An 18899-nucleotide genomic window follows, 5' to 3' on the forward strand; every position below is an offset into this window, starting at 1 on the left:
ATGATACAAAGACTGTTGCTTGCACTCATGTTGCTGCCAAGCACCATGATGGTGCGGGCACAGAATGACCCTACGCTTCTGATGGTGGGTGAAACTGCCGTGAAACGTTCGGAGTTTGTACAAGCATATAGTAAAATATGTGGCGCCCGTGTTGGTGCGCCGTGTAAGGTCGATGACTTTCTGGAGTCTTATATCAACTATAAGTTGAGAGTAAAGGCTGCCAGGGAGTCGCGCCTTGACACAACGTCGATGTTTAAAAGCATGCTTGCCGCTTGTGCGACTAACAGTCTGCCTGCATCGACAACCGCAAATGCCTCTGGTAGTTTGACCGGAGAAGACCTTAGGCGGATAGTCCAAAGCTGCGGCAATGGGATGAATAACGAAGTGGTCTGCTTGTCGCATATTTATCTGAAGGTGCGCCAGCGTGGACAACGTTATGAATTACAACAAGCCATCAAACGGGCAGACTCCATCTATAATGCTTTGCGACAAGGTGCTGATTTCGCTGTGTTGGCTCGACAAGTATCACAGGATAAAGCCTCTGCTGCAAATGGCGGACTGATGGGATGGTATGGTCGCAACCAGTTGCTTAAGGAGATGGAAGACAATGCCTTCACACTTCAACCAGGAACCTATAGCCGCCCATTCCTTACTGCCGATGGTTATCATATCCTGTTGCTTAACGACAGACGAACTGCCGATAAGTTTGCAGAACTGCAACAATGGCAGGCAGCAGAACAGAAAAGGCTGTCTATGGTGCGTGGCATCTCGTCATCGCCGATTCAAGCGAGTCTGCCATCAGCAGAACGGGAATCGAATATGGGCAATAGCCCCATTTCACCAATGACGACCGCATCGCTACCCACAGTTTCTGACGACATCTATGAAGGATTACTGCTCTGCGTGTTGTCAGAGAAATCGCTTGCCCGGCAGGCAGCTACCGACAAGACTGCCATGGCTCGGTATTTCAAGAAAAACAAGAAGAAGTATCGCAGGAAAGGTTTCAAGCCTAAAAGCTATGTTGAAGTAGAAGAACAGGTGGTAGCCGATTTGTGTACTGAAATGGAGAAACACTGGATATCAGATTTGAAGGAAAAATATCCGGTTACAATAAATAAAGATGTATTAAAAACAATAAACAAACATCACAGAATATGAGCATTCGCAGTATATTATTTGCTATGCTGGCATTGGCAAGTACAGCCATGCAGGCAAAAACTGACAAAGACAGTATCAATGCGCAAAGCACAGTAGATGAAGTCATCTGGGTTGTGGGCGATGAGGCTATCCTGAAGTCAGATGTCGAAGCCATGCGCATGCAGGCCCTGCAGCAGGGAGTGCATTGGACAGGCAATCCTGACTGTGCCATTCCCGAACAGATAGCTGTACAGAAACTGTTCTTGCATCAGGCTGCCATTGACAGTATCGAGGTGACCGATGCACAGATTAGTGCAGGTGTTGACCGCCAGATAGACTATATGATTTCTGTTGTCGGATCTCGTGAGAAGTTGGAAGAGTATCACAAAAAGACGATGACACAGATTCGCAACGAACTGCGTGACTCTTATCGTGAAAACCAAATGGTAGAGGAAATGAAGCAGCAACTGGTCAAGGATATTGCCGTGACCCCTGCAGAAGTGCGCCGCTACTTCAAGGATCTGCCAACAGACAGTATTCCTTTTGTTCCCACCGAGGTGGAAGTGCAGATTATCACACAAACTCCTCGTGTGTCACAGGAAGAGATCAACCGTGTGAAAGGTGAACTCCGCGACTATACTGACCGTATCAACCGTGGCGATGCTTCGTTCCAAACGCTGGCACGTCTCTATTCTGAAGATCCAGAAAGTGCACGTCGTGGTGGTGAACTGGGATTCATGTCGCGTATGGAACTCGATCCAGCCTTTGCTGCTGTGGCTTTCAACCTGACTGATCCGAAGAAAGTCTCGAAGATTGTGGAGTCTGAATTTGGATTCCATATTATCCAGTTGATAGAGAAACGTGGTGAGAAAGCCAATGTTCGTCATATTCTCCGTCGCCCTGTTGTTAGTAACGAGGCTATTGAGAAGTCGTTGAGCCAACTCGATTCTCTGCGTACCAATATTGCTGATGCGAAGTTTACCTTTGATCAGGCTGCCTCTGTGCTCTCTGACGATAAAGATACCCGTAGCAACAAAGGTGTGATGTTCCACGATGACATGGGCACACGTACTTCACGTTTCCAACTGCAAGATCTTCCTGCTGAAGTGGCTCGTGCCATCGATGGATTGAAGATCGGGGAAGTTACCAAACCATTCCAGATGATGAAAAACGGTCGTACAGTATGTGCCATCGTCAAACTGAAGAATCGCAGCGAAGGTCATAAAGCCACCATTACCGAAGATTTTCAGGTGATGAAGAATGTTGTGCTGGAGAAATTGCGCCAAGAGAAGATTCATCAGTGGGTGGTGGAAAAGATCAAAAACACCTACGTCCGTATCAATGACCGTTATCTGGATTGTGATTTTGAATATCAGGGTTGGATACGATGAAACTCCGTGCTGTTGCCATCTTTATGCTTTGCCTGTTGGGTATTGGCCTGATAGGTGCTATGCAGCCTGTGCGTAAACGTACAGCAAAAAATCATAAAACGGCTCACGACAAGCGTGTTTATCTGGTACATGCCGACGAACTGCGTTATAACCAGTATCAGAATGGTGATGCCCAGGTCCTTACGGGACATGTTCATTTCCGTCATGTTGGCGCCAATCTTTATTGCGACAGTGCCAATTTCTTCCAGCAGACCAACTCTTTCGAAGCTTTCGGTCATGTGCGCATGGTGCAGGGCGACACGCTGAGCCTTACCAGCGACTATGCTTACTATGATGGTAACGAGCAGATTGCACAAGCGCGATATAATGTGGTGCTGAAACATCGCAAGACAACACTCTATACCGATAGTTTGGATTATGACCGCATGTATAGTTTCGGCAACTTCTTCGAAGGTGGAAAACTCGTGGATAATGGTTCTACGCTGACCAGCGATTGGGGTGAGTACCATACCGACTCGAAGATGGCGATGTTTTATTATGATGTACGCCTGCGCAACAAGAAGTTCTATCTGACAACCGATTCTCTCTTCTACGATACCCGTCTCTCACGTGCACATATCGTGGGACCGTCGAATATAACATCGGGCAGTAGTCATATCTATAGTGAGGACGGCTACTACAATACCAAGACCGAGATGTCAGAACTGTTTGGTCGTTCGGTCATGAAAGATAAAGGCCGCTCGTTGGTGGGCGATAGCGTTTATTATGACAGTAAGAACGGACTCAGCCATGCCTATAGTAATGTAGTCTATGTTGATTCCGTCAATAAAAACAAGATGACTGGCGACTATTGTGAATACAATGAAGAGACGGGCTATGCCATGACCACCAATCGTGCTGTTGCCATCGATTATTCGCAGCGCGATTCTCTTTATATGCATGCCGATACCTTCAAGGTGTTTACGTTCAATATCAATACCGACTCGGTCTATCGTAAAATCCATGCCTACAATAAGGTGCGCGCCTATCGTGTCGATGTGCAGGCGGTATGTGACTCGTTGGTGTATAATTCCCAAGATTCATGTATGACGATGTATCGTGACCCTATCGTATGGAACAACGGCCAACAACTCTTTGGTGAGGAGATACGTGCCTATATGAAAGACTCTACCATCGACCATGTACATGTGGTGGGACAGGCATTCTCTGTAGAACAACTTGCCGATTCGGTACACTTCAACCAAGTGTCGTCGAAAGAGATGATGGCACTCTTCAACAAGGGTGAAGTGTATGAAACCAATGCTACGGGTAATGTGCTGATCGTTTATTATCCGATGGATGATTCCGACAGCACCCTAATAGGACTCAACTATACCGAGACACCCAAACTGCGTATGTTCCTTGAAAAACGCAAGATGAAGAAGATATGGATGGAGAAACCAACAGGAGTGCTCTATCCCATGACGCAGATACCACCTTCGAAATATTTCTTGCCAGGCTATGCTTGGTTTGATTATATCCGTCCACTCAACCGCGACGACATCTTCAACTGGCGCGGAAAGAAAGAAGGACAGGAGTTGAAAGAGCAAGTGCGTCGCACAGCACCTGCTTCGGTAAAGAAGGCGGAAGGAGGACCGAAATGAGTGATGTAATACAGTTGCTGCCAGATTCTGTGGCCAACCAGATTGCAGCCGGAGAGGTTATTCAGCGTCCGGCATCGGTCATCAAGGAACTTGTAGAAAATGCGGTAGATGCCGGTGCACACACCATTAGTGTACTGGTGGTTGATGCCGGTCGCACGTCGATACAGGTTGTCGATGATGGTAAAGGCATGTCTGAAACCGATGCACGTCTCGCTTTTGAGCGTCATGCCACTTCGAAGATTCGCAAGGCCGACGACCTCTTTGCGCTAACCACCATGGGATTTCGTGGCGAGGCACTCCCTTCGATTGCTGCCGTGTCTCAGGTAGAACTGCGTACTCGTACTGCAGCCGACGAACTGGGTACTTGTCTTACCATCTACGGTTCAAAAGTAGAAGGACAGGAGTCGGTCAGCTGCCCAGTGGGAAGCAATTTCAAGGTTGACAATCTTTTCTATAATGTGCCTGCCCGCCGCAAGTTTTTGAAGACCAACGCTACCGAACTTAGCAATATCCTCACCGCTTTTGAGCGTATAGTATTGGTATATCCTGAAATCAACTTCACACTCCATAGTAACGGACAAGAGCTGATGAACCTTCGTGCAGGCTCTGTACGCCAGCGTATCAGCGATGTCTTTGGCAAACGCTATAGTCAGGATGTGTTGCCCTTGGAGGTAGAAACTGCCATCTGCAAAGTTTCGGGCTATGTGGGGAAACCTGAGTCTGCGCGCAAAAAAGGTGCCCACAACTACTTTTTTGTCAATGGCCGCTTCATGAAGCATCCTTATTTCCATAAGGCAGTCATGCAGGCTTACGAACGCTTAGTGCCTATAGGCATGCAGGTACCCTATTTTATCTATTTCGAAGTTAACCCCGCCGACATAGATGTAAATATCCATCCGACAAAGACAGAAATCAAGTTTGATAACGAACAAGCCATTTGGCAGATTCTTACCGCTGCGGTAAAGGATGCTATCGGCAAGTTCTGCGAACTCACACAGATAGACTTTGACACCGAAGGACGCCCTGATATCCCGGTATTCAATCCCGATGAACAGGTGGCTCCACCCACTCTGAACTTTAATCCTGACTATAATCCATTCCGTCAGCAAACAGCCAAACCGACAAGAATGGAAGGATGGGAACAACTCTATGGCAATCTGCCTACACAGAAACCTGTTGCTCCAGAACTTTTCCCAACATCGCAGGATGATGCCGAAGAACTGATCACTTCCAACAAGATTACACACGGGACACAGGAACTTGAAGGACAGGGCAGTCGTGCTGTCATCGAAGACAAGTCGCCGATGCACTATCAGTACAAAGGCAGATTTATCATGACTGCTGTCAAATCGGGACTGATGATAATCGACCAGTATCGTGCTGACGTGCGAATTCGTTATGAGCAATATATGGAACAGTTGCGCACCCATCAGGCATCAAACCAGCGCGTGCTCTTTCCTGAAGTGGCACGTTTCTCACCCTCCGATGCTGTCATGCTCCAAAAGATACTGCCCGAACTGGAAGCTATAGGTTTTGAACTCTCCGATCTGGGACAGTATTCCTATGCCATCAATGCCATTCCCGCCGGTCTTGAAGGTCTCGACAGCGTGCAATTGCTATGCGACATGGTAAGTGATGCTATAGAAAAAGGTGCTACTCAGACCGATGCCATCCATGCCGCCCTCGCGCTGAGCATGGCGCGCCATGCTGCCATACCGCAAGGACAGGTGTTGAGCAATGAGGAAATGGAGGCAGTTGTCAATCAATTGTTCGCCTGTTCCAATGTCAATTATACCCCTGATGGCAAAGCCATACTGTGCATTCTCCCCCAGCGCGATATAGAGCAACTTTTGGGCTAATATATAATAATGTAAGGCGGAAATGGGGGAAAGACTAAAAAAATATCAATTTTTGCAACAAAAAACTCAAAATACTAATAAAAAAGTTTGTGGATTCAAAATAAATGTTTAATTTTGCACAACAATTCATAGAAGTATATAACGTATATTTAATTAAATAGGTATGAAAAAGTTATTAATGGTACTGGCTTTTGCCGGTGTTTCTGCTGCCTCAATGGCACAGAATGCTGATCCTACTGAAAAGTTCAGCGTTTCTACTAATTCATTCTGGAGCAACTGGTTCGTACAGGCTAACGTTGCTGGTACTGCATTTTGGGGTAACCAGGAAGTAGGTAACAATTTCTCAAAGAGCCCTCTCAAGGGTTTCCGCAACAACCTTGGCTTCTCTGTAGCTGTTGGTAAGTGGTTCACTCCTGGTCTCGGTCTCCGCACTAAGTTCAACGGTGCTTGGGGTCGTACAGTCGTTTCTGAGAACAAGAAAACCAATGCTAACAAATACTGGACTCTCAGCGAGCAGGTAATGTTCAACCTCAGCAACATGCTGCTGGGTTACAACGAGAGCCGTGTTTGGGACTTCATTCCTTACGCAAGCGTAGGTGTTAACCGTAACATGAGCGCTAACTGCTATGCTCCTGTAGCAGGTATCGGTATCCTGAACGAATTCAAGATCAACAACAAGTGGGCTGTTAACCTCGACGTTAACTACATGCTTGGTACTTCAGACTACGATGGTTTCGAGGGTTCGCTCCCCGGTGCTAAACCTTACGACGCTCGTTCATTCAAGGGTCTCGTAGCTAACCACGACCGTACTCTGAACGTTGAAGTTGGTTTGACCTACAACCTTGGTAAGGCAACCTTCAACAAGACTCCAGACGTAGAGGCTATCAAGGCTCTCTCACAGGGTCAGATCGATGCTCTGAACGCTCAGCTTGCTGACGCTCAGTCAGAGAACAACCGTCTGAAGGATATGCTCGCAGAGCAGAAGCAGCAGCAGTCTGTAGCTCCTGTATCAGCAGTTACTAAGGTGGTTTCTGCTCCTGTATCAGTATTCTTCAACATTGGTAAGGCTAAGGTTGCTTCTAAGAAGGACCTCCAGAATGTTAAGGCTGTTGCTGAAGCAGCAAAGGCTAACAACGCTAAGATTGTTGTAACTGGTTACGCTGATAGCAAGACTGGTAGCGCTGCATTCAACAAGAACCTTTCAGAGAAGCGTGCTCAGACCGTTGCTGACGCTCTCGTTAACATGGGCGTAAGCCGCGACAACATCGAAGTTGTTAGTGCTGGTGGTGTAAATACTCTCTCACCTGTATCTTACAACCGTCGTGCTACTGTTGAAATCAAATAATTTCAACGAACGATAGACTTCAATCCCGGAGGTTTTCATCCTCCGGGTTTTTTAAGGGCGCTTAGCTCAGCTGGTTTAGAGCATCTGCCTTACAAGCAGAGGGTCGGGGGTTCGAATCCCTCAGCGCCCACCATCGGGTTCCAATCTTTGGGAATCCGATTTCTTTTTTCTTCTGCCTGTTGCTTCCTATCGACCATGATGATTATATCGTTTCTGTTTGTCTTTGCCAGTGGCGCAGCGAGTTGTCTGCGTGCATATCGGCAAACACAAAGTCATCGCCTAACAATATTATAATGTACGCGCGTGCGCACATGAAAACAAAAAATTTATTGAAAACTATAATTATGTTGTGCTTGCGCGTTCAATCCATCTTGATTTGGTGGAGTATATCGGGTGTTTTTATTCTGTTGTTGTTGCATCATCACTATTAACTATAGAATTGTAATTCTTTGCCCATCGCCAGATAGTGACGCGCGAGAGATGGGTCATGTCTAATATCTGATGCTTTGAGAGGCCGATACGCATGAGGTAGTACACCTGCATGTGTTGTTCTGTGATGTTACCAAGTTTTCGTATGAGTGACACGTTAAACTCAGGATAGAGTTCATCTACAGCTTGGTAGAGTCGTTTCCAGTCCGCGCTTGTCATATTCTTCTTGCCCTCGCTCGATTGTCTGATAGCGTAGATGACATCCTCGGCATTACTCTCCATTTCTGATTGGTGTAGCAGTTTGATGAATGTTGTGTTCTGATCTATTTTCTCCGACAACTGTCGTTCTTTAGCTTTCAGAGCCTCGCTGTACTCAGCCAATTCCTCGTTCATACGCTTCAGTTCAAGTTTGATGTTGCTGAGTTCGTTGGATGATTTTTTGAGTGACTTTTTCGATTCCTCAAGTTCTTCTTCTTTCATTTCGATGTCTTTGCGAAGTTGCTGCTCACCAGTGGCAACACGTTGCAGTTCTGTCGAAAGAGAAATCATCTGTTGCAGATGTCTATTGTGTCTTCTTACATACATGATATAGGCTACACATGCAAGCAATATAGTAGTCAGGACAACAATGGCAAGCGTATTCTTATATTGTTCTTTCTCATCTTTGAGCGTTTGCTCTTTTTTCTGGTCAAGATGATACTGAAATTCATTGTTGACTGTTGCAGAAAGTTCCTGACGCTTTCCAAAATCCATGGAATCACTAAACTGCATATAAGCTCTCGCGTAGTGTTCTGCGTTATTTATATCCCCTCTGTCGCTGTATATTTGATATAAAAGTTTCGAGGCATCATACATGTTGTATATGTCAGTTCCTTTGTCAAGTAAGAGTTTGCAATAAAAGATAACAGAATCTGTCTTATTGCACAACTCGTAGTATTTGGCAAATGCCATACAAGGAAAATCTGAGAACTCATTTAATGGGGTGTATTTTATTAAGGAGAAACATTTTTTCGCTTTTGAGTGTTGCATTAAAACTGAATAGTCACACAACAGATAGAGCAGGTCACTCTGATGTTTTGAGATATCTCCAGAATGAGTTATCACTTCAAAAGCACCATCAAAAGCATCACAAGCTTCTTTAGTTTTATTTAATGCAATATATGCTGTGCCTAAATGCAGATATGGAGTTATAGTATTTGTTCTTGTTTGTTGGGCGATTTTTAGTTCCTCTTGTGCCATTTTTGCTGCATCATTATAATTTTGCACTTTATAATAGAGGTCATTTAGATTGGAGTAGGCATTGCGCAACATGATAGAATCACAATTGTTTCCGTTTTTTGCATATTCGGTGGATTTGAGAAAATATCCCAATGCGCGTGGAGTGTCCCGTAAATCACGATATACGCTGCCGGCATAGTAGGTCACCTCCTGCTTTTCAAGCATAGATCCCTTGTCCTCAAAATAGCCAATTAGATGTTTGATCATAATATCTGAATTGGGTATGTTGTCTGCTTTGTCGTTCAGTCTGATTTGTAATAAATCATATTTGTTCTTGACATAGTTATTCTCTTTTCTGATTCCAATCTTTAGAGAATCTAACATTGCAAGTGCTTTTATAGGGTTCTTGTCGCCTATAATTTTAATTCTCTCCATTTCTTCCAAAGAGTCTTCTTTGGAGCAAGAGGGCAACGCAAAAATGCTTATTATGTACAGAACATAAACAATGGATCTTACTATACTCATCTTGAATCTTGATTTATGGGTGTAAAGGTAGAAAAAATAGAGCAAAACACCAATTTTTTGCAACAATTGTTTCTCGATGTTTCTCTTTTATTGATTTGATATGTTTCGTGTCTTTCTTTTAAAACCGTTCTTTCGTGTTGAATTCTACGTAGTTGTAGATACTTGGCATTGTTTCTTCGTATTTTAACATTTGTTGGAAACACAAAGAAACATGGAACATTTTTATACATGAATAAAGGTTTGTATCTTTGTACCCAGAAAATACAAACAACAAAACTAACTTTATGAATTTAAAAATCAAATTATTGGCAATCATGTTTGTTTTCGCATTGCAAAGTATTGCGATGTGGTCAGCAACAACCTCTTTGTGTCCAGTGACTCTCCAATGTCAACAAAAACCATTGTTGGGAAATAGTCATCGTCCTACTAAAGCACCAGCTAATTATAGTATTCCACTAACTGTGTACTATGATGAGGACAGTAAACAATTGCTTGTAACATCGTTTGTAGAAGGAGAGTATCCTTATTTTATATATAACGATAGCAAAGATTTAATATCACAAGACATCTTGTATGCTAATGGCAATAACAACTATTGTATAACGTTAGACTCTTGTGACAAAGGCTCATATAATTTTGTTGTAGTGTATAATGGATGTGTTTTTATGGGTACATTTGTGATATGTGAATAAGCGACATTTGAAAATTTTAGTTTAATTCCGGAATAATAAAGACAGACCATAACTGTATAAAAGGAGCGAAAGCCGATAAGCTTTTAGAGTAGGCAAAAAAATAATTATGCAATGAAAAGGTTCATATTTCCAATGTCCCTAATAATGGGACTTTTATCTGTGCTTTTTATTTCATCTTGTACAACAGATGAATATGAAAGCGAAGTATTAAAAACTGATAATAAGTATGTTCGGAATCCAATTGGTGGCGAATGGGACGAATCATATCATCCGAATACTAGTACTCGTTCGGTAAATGAAAGCTATGAATTTGTGCCTGTTGGTGTAAAAAATATTTATACAGGCCTGATATTAAAGGGCGACGAGCTTAACAATGGTAAGATGATGCCTATATTAGAGAAAACTGATCCTTTAGGACTTGTCTTCACTGTTCCGAGTTTCTATATTGGTAAGCTTCAGCAAGCAAACTATATAAATTATATGAAAGAGTTTAAAAAGGCGTTAAACGATGAAGATTTTTCTGGTCTGCAAATTGAGGAGTTTGAGTATGATTTGAAACAGTTCTCGAAATATAGTGAGATGAAATTGGCTTTTGGAGCAAATGTAGATATCTGCTCAATCTTAAAGATTGAGGGTAGCTACGAATCCAATCATATTCAGCATAAGACGGGGCTTTTTGCGCGTGTGTGCCAAAAAAACTTTGATGGAGTAATTGACTATCCTGATGATGGCAATATTTTTAGCGACAATACAAAACTGTCAAGATACCCGAATGCTGTGTATGTTAACAGTGTAACCTATGGTAGAATGGCAATAATTTCTATTGAGAGCGACTCATCGTATAATGCAGTCAAATCAGCCTTCAAGATGGCTTTGAATATAAAGAAGGTGAATGGCGAAATCTCTATGGATGCAAAAGCTAAAAAGTTGCTTGAAGAGGCAGATGTCCGTATTTGGATTAGAGGTGGTAATGGAGAAGATGTTGTGAAAACCATTAAGGGCTTTGATGAATTTACTAATTTTATTGTCAATGGTGGAACGTTTACCAAAGACGTACCGGGACGGCCTATCTTCTGCACAGTTAATAGAGTTGATGATAATTCTGCATATGCTTTACAATTTAATACAGATAATAGATGATTATGAGTTTTTCGAAATATTTATTTTTTTCTTTTCTATTTATATTTCCGTTCACCAGTTGTACTGATGAAACAGAAAACTATTTAGGACTGGTACCGATAAAATATCATCATCCTGATGATTATGTGGTTTCAATCAGTACAAGTCGAAATCCATTTAATTTGTTGGATGAAGACTCCACACTTTTTAATTATAGTAATGGACTTAAAAGTGTTACTCGCTCTGTTGATGATTATTTTACGGTAGAGAAAGATGTCTCTACTAATGAGACAGTAGTGTTGCCAGAGTATAATCCTCATGTGTGGCTTGGAAATGTATTGTATAGAAGTTCTGTCGCAGATTGTACATATAGACCTATTTCTGGAGTTAAGAAGCCTGTGACAGTTTCGTTGACCCTGATGGGAGCAGAGTCTAGCATGATAGGTAATCCCTCCTATTCTGCGTACACGTCATACATTAAGCAGCAAATTCCGAAGTTATCTTTCAAGCAGAATGATGAGTTCTTATTTTCGATAGAGCAGTTTACATCGTACAATGAGCTTAAGTCTGCTTTCGGAAGTAATGTAAATACCAGCTTTTTGTTTTGGGGGTCGTCCTCGTCTAGCAGTGGCATAGAGCATCATATTAACAAAGCAACAGGTATTTATTTGAAGTTTTGGCAGAGCAGTTTTACGGCTGTTATGGATACACCAAGCATTCCGTATGCAAATGTGCCTGCGCAACTCATGGACTCTGCGGTGTATATTAACTCTATTACCTATGGTCGTTTTGGACTTTTAACGCTAGAAACTAATGAAGAGGCAAGTTATGCAAAGAGGATGATTCAAAACTCCTTCCATACACTTCTCACCAAAGGTAGTTCTTATATGACGCAGGAGGAACAAAACTTTTTAAATGGGTGCGACTTTAAAGTTTATCTAATTGGTGGTAATGGAACTACAGCCGTTCAGAGTTTTAATGGGTTCACAGGATTCGTAGATCACATCACCAAAGGTCAGTTTTCTAAAGAACAGCCAGGTGTACCTATCTTCTGCTCGTTTGCAAATGTTGCAGACAATTCTTTGGCAAAAATAAAGTTCAAGTATAATATACGCCGTGAGCCACTTTATGTGGATATCATAGACAAATATACAAAGTCCGCTTATAGGCACGGGCATGAGTATTCGATGAAATTCTATGCAAATCAAGCAAAGGTGCCTACAATCGCGCATCCTAAAGTTAAATTCAAGTTTAAGTTTGACGTTAAGTACGATAATGCTCCGAAAAATTTTAGAGATACGACTTATGTTCTTGAGTATTCTAATGCTGGTTATGAAACTTTCATGCCGTTGTTCTCGTACAACTCCTATCAAGCTGCGACCCATACTCATCCTGCAGGTAGGGGGGAGAGTGAGACGGACGTTATCTGGGAAAAATATACAGACGTGAAGTTGCTTGACAGTCCCGATTACAAATTATTGAATATTATCTCAATCCCTAAATAGATAACAAACAAATAAATAGTATTTAAGAATGATGAAAATGATGAGAAATTCAACTTGGTTGTTCGCTTTGGTTATCTGCTTTTTGCTTTCTTGCAATAAGGATGACGATAAAAAAGTGGATACCGTGAGTGTTAATGTAGAAAACAAAGAGGTGTTGATTGATGTCGTAGATATCTACAACCGGCATCTGGTGGGAGATAGATTCGCAGACTTTAATGTTGTCGGCAACGGCAATGTAGTTGATACATATTTAGTGGAAAGAGATGGGAATACCTATCTGGTATTTAAACCTACAATTTCTATTGACTTTGGAGAAAAGGATATAATAAATAGTCTTTCAAAGGTCTATATGGGTAGTGAGGAAATTGCTGTGGTTGAGAGTACATTCAAACTCGATACTGTGAAAATAACGAGTGAGGGCAAAGCGTTTTATTACACCAATACTGAGAATAATGTTTCTTCTCGGCCTGCAGGCACTCCCATAAGGTTGCTGGTGGGATCTGGCTTCTCGTATCGGGAAGAGGGACGAGGTAAGTTTTGTGTGGTGTTTGATTTTCCAAAATCAAAAATCCAATCAACGGAAACAATAGATTATAATGTGTCAATCAGCGGATTTATGGGACAAAGCATAACTCCCATCCAAAAGGGATTGGCTGTGACGGATGGTGCTGGTGATACGCAACAGGTGACTCTTGCCATTGAGGGTGTCGTCCATAACTATTATGATGCGAAAGGAACGCTACAGGAACCGTATGATATCGTTTATGAGATAAGTAGTTTGCAGCTGTTTGGAAATGATGAGAAGCATATTGTTAAGGTTACCACTTCGGGCGACTGTAATAGTAATAAGATTCGTGCGTGTTGTCTCGACGGACAACAACTCAATCTGAGTACTGTTGTGGAAAAGGATTTCTTCGGCAGAGAATACGTCAAACTAACCATAGAGTAGGATGATTGATGCTTTTCACAAAAACGAAGCAGAGGGCTGACGTCACTTATTAGTGGGTCAGCCTAACCGCCATAAGTCAGGAACGTGATATAAAGCTATGTTGCGTGTTTTGAAATAGTCGTATCATGCCATGATATGACCATATTATGCCTTGATACAATCGTATCATGCCTTGATATGAAGTTTTATTTTCCAGATAACTGATTTGGGCTTAATCCCAAACAAGAATGACATCCATATTGTTTATCGGAACACCCGATAAAGTCGAGGACGGACGATGTGGTGGACTTCAGGTAGATGGGCATCGAGCATATCTTTGTGGACGAGTCGCATCAGTTCAAGAACCTGACGTTCAATACAAGGCATGACCGTGTGGCGGGTCTGGGAAATTCGGAAAATTCCCGTTTAAGAAGAATTTGTTCGTGGTTATTGTGGACAAATATGTATTTTACCCCCAACAGTTGGGAAAAAGTTCCAATTTACGGCAGGTTCGTTCCCGGAGTTTATCGACCAGTATTACGGCCGTGTGATTTTTGCCCTAATCCGGCTCAGGCTTGCCTGCGTTACGCCTAAATAGGTGGCGATACTTCCCAGCGGCAATCGCTGTAACAAATCTGGTTCTTTCTCCAATAGCTCCTTATACCGTTCCGAAGCGACAGCGGACAACATAGAAATCAGCCGTTCCTCAGTGGCAAGCAGCTCCATCTCCGCATAACGCCGTCCCCAATTGGCGATGTGCAAGTCTTCCGAAAACAACTCTTTCAATTTTTTCCTTTTCAATACATATAAGACGGAATCTTCCATCAATTCCATTGTTTCATATCCCGGCTCGTCATTTACATAGCCTTTCATAGAAACAAGGGTCGCTCCCTCTTTGCCGACCCAAAAAGTAATTTCTTTCCCATCCACCGAAGTATAGGCACGGACAATGCCTTGTTTAATGAAAAAGATGTCTTTCTCCACCTTGCCGCATTCCAATACTCGGAATCCTTTGGGATATGAGACTTCCGTCAGACATTGTTGCAACCTGCCCAAAGATGCGTCTGGCATGGCATATCTTTGGTTGATGATTTCCTTTATATCCATAATTCATTGCTGTTGTTAGTGTGCAAAATTATAAAATAGCATACGGAAACGAGAATAAACAGATGTTTTTTGTCAAATGAAAAGTATGTTTTTGCCAAATGCAAAAAGCTATTAGGGATTGTTTCTTTATTTTTGCGCCAGAATTTAATAAAACATAGGTATGAATTGGATAATCTTATTATTGGCAGGATTGTTTGAGGTGAGCCTCACATTCTGTTTAGGGAAAGCGAGAGCGGCATCAGGAGTTGAATTTTATTTGTGGGGAAGCGGTTTCCTTGCCTCTACCGTACTGAGCATGACTTTGCTTGCCAAAGCGGTACAGACTTTGCCTTTGGGAACTGCGTACGCCATTTGGACGGGAATCGGAGCGGTTGGTACGGTTTTGATTGGGATATTCGTTTTCAAGGAACCCGCCACTCCCATCCGGCTTTTCTTCCTCTTCGCGCTCATTGCATCCTTGATAGGATTGAAAGTCGTGTCATACTGAAAGGAAGCGACAAATGAAGTATGAATTAAGAGAGAACCAAGGCATTCCGGTACCTCTGCTGGCTCTGATGGCAGTTGCTACCGGACTTTCCGTTGCCAACTGCTACTACAACCAACCTTTGTTGGGTAGCATGGCAAAAGATTTCGCGGTAAACGACTTTTCTGCTAGCATGGTAGCGACATTGACGCAGATAGGCTATGTTACCGGACTGGTGTTTGTCATCCCGCTTGGTGATTTGGTCTCACGAAAGAAGCTGATATTGACCAATTATATCATATCTTCGTGCGCCTTACTTGCCATAACCCTTGCCCCGAACATCTATTGGGTGTGGGGCGCATCATTGCTTGCCGGCGCATCTTCGGTTATGCCGCAATTTTTCATTCCGTTAGTATCTTACTATTCACCCCCTGCGCACAAGGTGCGCAACGTAGGGATTATACAATCTTGTCTGCTCATAGGCATTCTTGGTTCACGGGTATTCAGTGGCGTTCTGGCTGACGTATGTGGATGGCGTTCCGTCTATTTTGTAGCTTGCTTGTTTATGCTCGGATGCTTCCTGATGATTCACAAGATGCTACCCGCGCAGTCTACCTGTTCGCAAGAAAGTTATGCAGGGTTGATGAAATCTTTGTTGCGCCTGCTCTCCCAATACCCGTACTTGCGTATCGCATCGCTAAGGGCGGCATTGGCTTATGGCTCGTTCTTCGCTTTGTGGAGTTGCCTTGCTTTTCGGATGAAACAGGAACCTTTTTTTGCTAGCGACGACATTATCGGAGCACTCGGTTTGTGTGGACTGGCAGGTGCATCCACGGTGGTTTTCATCAGCGGCTACGTCCAAAAGTACGGTGCGAGGTTCTTCTCTGTTGCCGGAGGATGCGTAGTGTTGGCTGCATGGATACTGGCGTTTTTGGGGAATGATAGCTATTTGTGGATAATAATTGCTATCTTGCTGATTGATGCTGGTATGCAATGCATCCATTTGTCGAATCAGACCAGCGTAGTCGCCCTTGACGCATCTGCCATCAATCGTATCAATACCGTTTATATGACCATTTACTTTTTGGGTGGTTCTACCGGTACATTCGTTTCCGGTCTGTCTTGGCAGCATTACGGATGGACAGGTGTGGTGGGGGTAGGAATTGCCTTTACCGTGGCTTCCTTGCTCATAAACTGTTTTAAGCCCCAACGACATAAGGGTGGATACTAAACATTCTTTCAGTCTGAATACTTTATGCTTTTCATCCATAAAAGTTGTCCGAACAAGCAAAGTAATCCTGAAAACAAAGAAATTCTTTTAACTCACTTGATTTTAAAAGGAGTATTTTTTGTAGGGAATAAAAAAATAAAATGATAACAATATGGAGACAAAAGATGATTTGTCTTTATCTTCCATGATGCAAAGGTAAGCATTTCATATGAATCATACTCATTTACCCCTATGAAAAATCTATTGAGTCGATATATCGGGTGAGCCAGGCTTTGCTGTATTGTAGTAGGGTAGGCTTAGATAGGGAGTGTCGTTAAATATTAAGATTTTTTACAACTATCTATTTCTCAATGTGATAGAAATTTTGTATCTTTGTAGATGATAAGAAAAATCCCCCAATCACCCTCGAAAAGTGACAAATTGGGGGAATCACAAAAGTGATACGATGGCAAAGGTACAACATTTTTCTGGAATAAGCAAGCGAATTCCGTTTGAAGGGTTCGATTTTTATGATTTATTTCGAGTTACGTTTGAAAACAGCGAACTTGGACGTATGAAACGGCTTCTCCCTCTTCATGAGATGGCAGTGAACTTTGGTTTGGTGAGCAACCATCCTGTACGTAAGCGTGGCCGTAAGTCCTTCTTCTCCCCGGAGGGTAAAGTTGCCCTGATGTTCCTGAAGATGTACACCCAGCTGAGTGCCCCGAAACTGCTGGAGCAGTTGAACGGCAACGTCCACTATCAGATATTCTGCGACGTGTACGTCAATCCTCTGTGCCCTCTGACGAACTACAAGCTGATAGATGACATCACCTCCGAACTTTCCGACAAGCTGAAGATCCAGCAACAGCAGAACGTACTCGCGGATGCATGGAAACCGTACATGAAAGAGCTTGATACATTCCACACAGATGCGACATGCTATGAGAGCGAGATGCGGTATCCGACGGACCAGAAGCTGCTGTGGGAATGCGTTGGGAAGTCATATCGTATGATGTGTGATATCTGTCTGCGTCTTGGCATCCACCGCCCGAGGACGAAGTACCTTGACGTGGAGAAGGCGAACATGGAGTATGTGAAGCAGCGCAAACACAAGAAGTCACAACAGCGCAGGATTATCCGCCGGCTGTTAAACCTGCTGGGGAAGATCCTGAGGGAAATACGAAGGATGATGCGCGAACATAATGAGCAGGAGGTGCTGACCGTGCGTGAGCAGTCAACCCTCAGCATTATCACAAAGGTGTACCGCCAGCAGAAGAACCACTTCGACAACAATGACCCCAGGGAAAGCATTCCTGACAGGAACGTGAGCACATCAAAGCCATACGTGAGGCCCATCGTCCGTGGCAAGGAGGTGAAGAACGTGGAGTTTGGAGCCAAGTGCAACAACATACAGGTCGATGGTATCTCTTTCATCGAGAAACTCTCCTTCAACGCCTTCAATGAGGGCACAAGACTCGGACATTGCATCAAGATGCACAAGCGGCTGTTTGGTGTGGATGCGAAGAAGATAGGCGGCGACACCGGCTATGCAGGCACAGCCAACAGGGACCTCTGCAAGGAACTGGGCATACAGACATCATTCGTCAAGCGTGGCCGTCCATCAGCAGAGAAGAAGAGGGAGGAAGACTTTATCCGCCAGGAACTGGCAAGAGTCAGGGCCACTCAGATGGAAGGCTCGTTCGGAACACAGAAAGAGCATTACGCCATGCGCAGGATCAAGGCCAGGAAGAAGAAAACAGAGATCCTGTACATCTTCTTCGGCATCCACACAGCGAACGCAGTCCACCTGGCGGGGCGTCTGGCAGGGCTGCAAGAGACCAAGGCGGCATAAGAGACTCTGAAACGGAATTAAGATGGAGTCCTCCGAAGAGAACTCCTAATCTTGTTATCGGCAAAGTCTGCAAATTCACCCTTAATTCCGCAACACTTTGATTTAACTTTATTTATAAGTTCCTGAGCAACAAAAAGTTGCCCAGGATTTTGCCATGTCAGAATTTTCACTTATCTTAGTGTTGCAAAAAGAAAACAAGCAAAACTCTAATATGACATGGCAAAAATACAAATTAAATCTGAGAAACTCACACCTTTTGGAGGAATTTTTTCAATCATGGAGAAATTTGACTCCATGCTTTCACCCGTTATCGACTCAACACTGGGTCAGAGATGCAGCAGTATCTTCGGATATCAGTTCAGCGAGATAGTCCGTTCGCTGATGAGCGTTTATTTCTGTGGCGGCTCATGCGTGGAAGATGTAACGTCACAACTGATGCGCCATCTCTCGTATCATCCTACCCTTCGTACATA

Annotated in this window: 15 protein-coding genes, 1 tRNA gene and 1 pseudogene; 14 read left to right on the forward strand and 3 right to left on the reverse strand. The window is 43.4% G+C overall.

Translation table 11 applies throughout. The annotated features are described in order from the left end of the window. The 6 genes from CIK90_RS02030 to CIK90_RS02055 all read left to right on the forward strand — a co-directional run bounded on the left by CIK90_RS02030 (position 1) and on the right by CIK90_RS02055 (position 7508). Positions 1–1158, forward strand: coding sequence for a peptidylprolyl isomerase (locus tag CIK90_RS02030; RefSeq protein ID WP_094464212.1), 1158 nt, complete (start codon positions 1–3; stop codon positions 1156–1158). After that, the gene (locus tag CIK90_RS02035; RefSeq protein ID WP_094464213.1) at positions 1155–2528 is read left to right on the forward strand and encodes a peptidylprolyl isomerase; all 1374 of its coding nucleotides are present in this window, start codon (positions 1155–1157) and stop codon (positions 2526–2528) included. Before CIK90_RS02030 ends, CIK90_RS02035 begins: the two co-directional genes overlap by 4 nt. Further along, positions 2525–4171, forward strand: a complete 1647-nt coding sequence (locus tag CIK90_RS02040; RefSeq protein ID WP_094464214.1) for an OstA-like protein — start codon at positions 2525–2527, stop codon at positions 4169–4171. Before CIK90_RS02035 ends, CIK90_RS02040 begins: the two co-directional genes overlap by 4 nt. Next, on the forward strand, positions 4168–6030 hold the full coding sequence (gene mutL / locus CIK90_RS02045) for a DNA mismatch repair endonuclease MutL (RefSeq protein ID WP_094439556.1): 1863 nt from the start codon (positions 4168–4170) through the stop codon (positions 6028–6030). Before CIK90_RS02040 ends, mutL begins: the two co-directional genes overlap by 4 nt. A gap of 163 nt (positions 6031–6193) precedes the next feature. Continuing rightward, positions 6194–7375, forward strand: a complete 1182-nt coding sequence (locus tag CIK90_RS02050; protein ID WP_094464215.1) for an OmpA family protein — start codon at positions 6194–6196, stop codon at positions 7373–7375. A 55-nt stretch (positions 7376–7430) separates the two neighbouring features. Continuing rightward, positions 7431–7508 (forward strand) — tRNA-Val (locus CIK90_RS02055). 266 nt (positions 7509–7774) lie between these two features. On the opposite strand, the gene CIK90_RS02060 is transcribed toward CIK90_RS02055, so the two are convergent. Then, positions 7775–9457, reverse strand: a complete 1683-nt coding sequence (locus CIK90_RS02060; protein WP_094464216.1) for a tetratricopeptide repeat protein — start codon at positions 9455–9457, stop codon at positions 7775–7777. 374 nt (positions 9458–9831) lie between these two features. Here CIK90_RS02060 and CIK90_RS02065 point away from each other — a divergent pair, with 374 nt between their 5' ends. The 4 genes from CIK90_RS02065 (at position 9832) to CIK90_RS02080 (ending at position 13812) form a co-directional block, all read left to right on the forward strand. Next, positions 9832–10239, forward strand: coding sequence for a hypothetical protein (locus CIK90_RS02065; protein WP_094464217.1), 408 nt, complete (start codon positions 9832–9834; stop codon positions 10237–10239). A 111-nt stretch (positions 10240–10350) separates the two neighbouring features. Continuing rightward, the gene (locus CIK90_RS02070; protein WP_094464218.1) at positions 10351–11379 is read left to right on the forward strand and encodes a thiol-activated cytolysin family protein; all 1029 of its coding nucleotides are present in this window, start codon (positions 10351–10353) and stop codon (positions 11377–11379) included. A 2-nt stretch (positions 11380–11381) separates the two neighbouring features. Continuing rightward, entirely contained in the window at positions 11382–12863 is a 1482-nt protein-coding gene (locus CIK90_RS02075) for a thiol-activated cytolysin family protein (RefSeq protein WP_158216013.1), read from the forward strand. A 37-nt stretch (positions 12864–12900) separates the two neighbouring features. Continuing rightward, positions 12901–13812, forward strand: a complete 912-nt coding sequence (locus CIK90_RS02080; protein WP_144007196.1) for a hypothetical protein — start codon at positions 12901–12903, stop codon at positions 13810–13812. 243 nt (positions 13813–14055) lie between these two features. On the opposite strand, the gene CIK90_RS14515 is transcribed toward CIK90_RS02080, so the two are convergent. Together CIK90_RS14515 and CIK90_RS02090 are read right to left on the reverse strand one after the other, a co-directional pair. Beyond that, positions 14056–14178 (reverse strand): hypothetical protein, encoded by a 123-nt coding sequence (locus tag CIK90_RS14515; protein ID WP_256387344.1) that lies wholly within the window; start codon positions 14176–14178, stop codon positions 14056–14058. 150 nt (positions 14179–14328) lie between these two features. Continuing rightward, complete coding sequence (locus CIK90_RS02090; protein WP_094464221.1) at positions 14329–14898, reverse strand: Crp/Fnr family transcriptional regulator; 570 nt, start codon at positions 14896–14898, stop codon at positions 14329–14331. Between the two features lie 160 nt (positions 14899–15058). Between CIK90_RS02090 and CIK90_RS02095 the strand changes: the two genes are divergently transcribed. From CIK90_RS02095 to CIK90_RS02110, 4 genes and pseudogenes are all read left to right on the forward strand, one after another. Further along, positions 15059–15385 (forward strand): multidrug efflux SMR transporter, encoded by a 327-nt coding sequence (locus CIK90_RS02095; protein ID WP_094464222.1) that lies wholly within the window; start codon positions 15059–15061, stop codon positions 15383–15385. Positions 15386–15398: 13 nt separating this feature from the next. Then, positions 15399–16592, forward strand: coding sequence for an MFS transporter (locus tag CIK90_RS02100; RefSeq protein ID WP_094464223.1), 1194 nt, complete (start codon positions 15399–15401; stop codon positions 16590–16592). A gap of 445 nt (positions 16593–17037) precedes the next feature. Further along, positions 17038–18426, forward strand: coding sequence for a transposase (locus CIK90_RS02105; RefSeq protein WP_173849294.1), 1389 nt, complete (start codon positions 17038–17040; stop codon positions 18424–18426). Between the two features lie 216 nt (positions 18427–18642). Further along, positions 18643–18899 (forward strand): annotated as a pseudogene (locus tag CIK90_RS02110) (IS1380 family transposase); the annotation flags it as partial.

The sequence above is a fragment of the Prevotella sp. P5-126 genome, assembly GCF_002251185.1.
Classification (GTDB): Bacteria; Bacteroidota; Bacteroidia; order Bacteroidales; family Bacteroidaceae; genus Prevotella.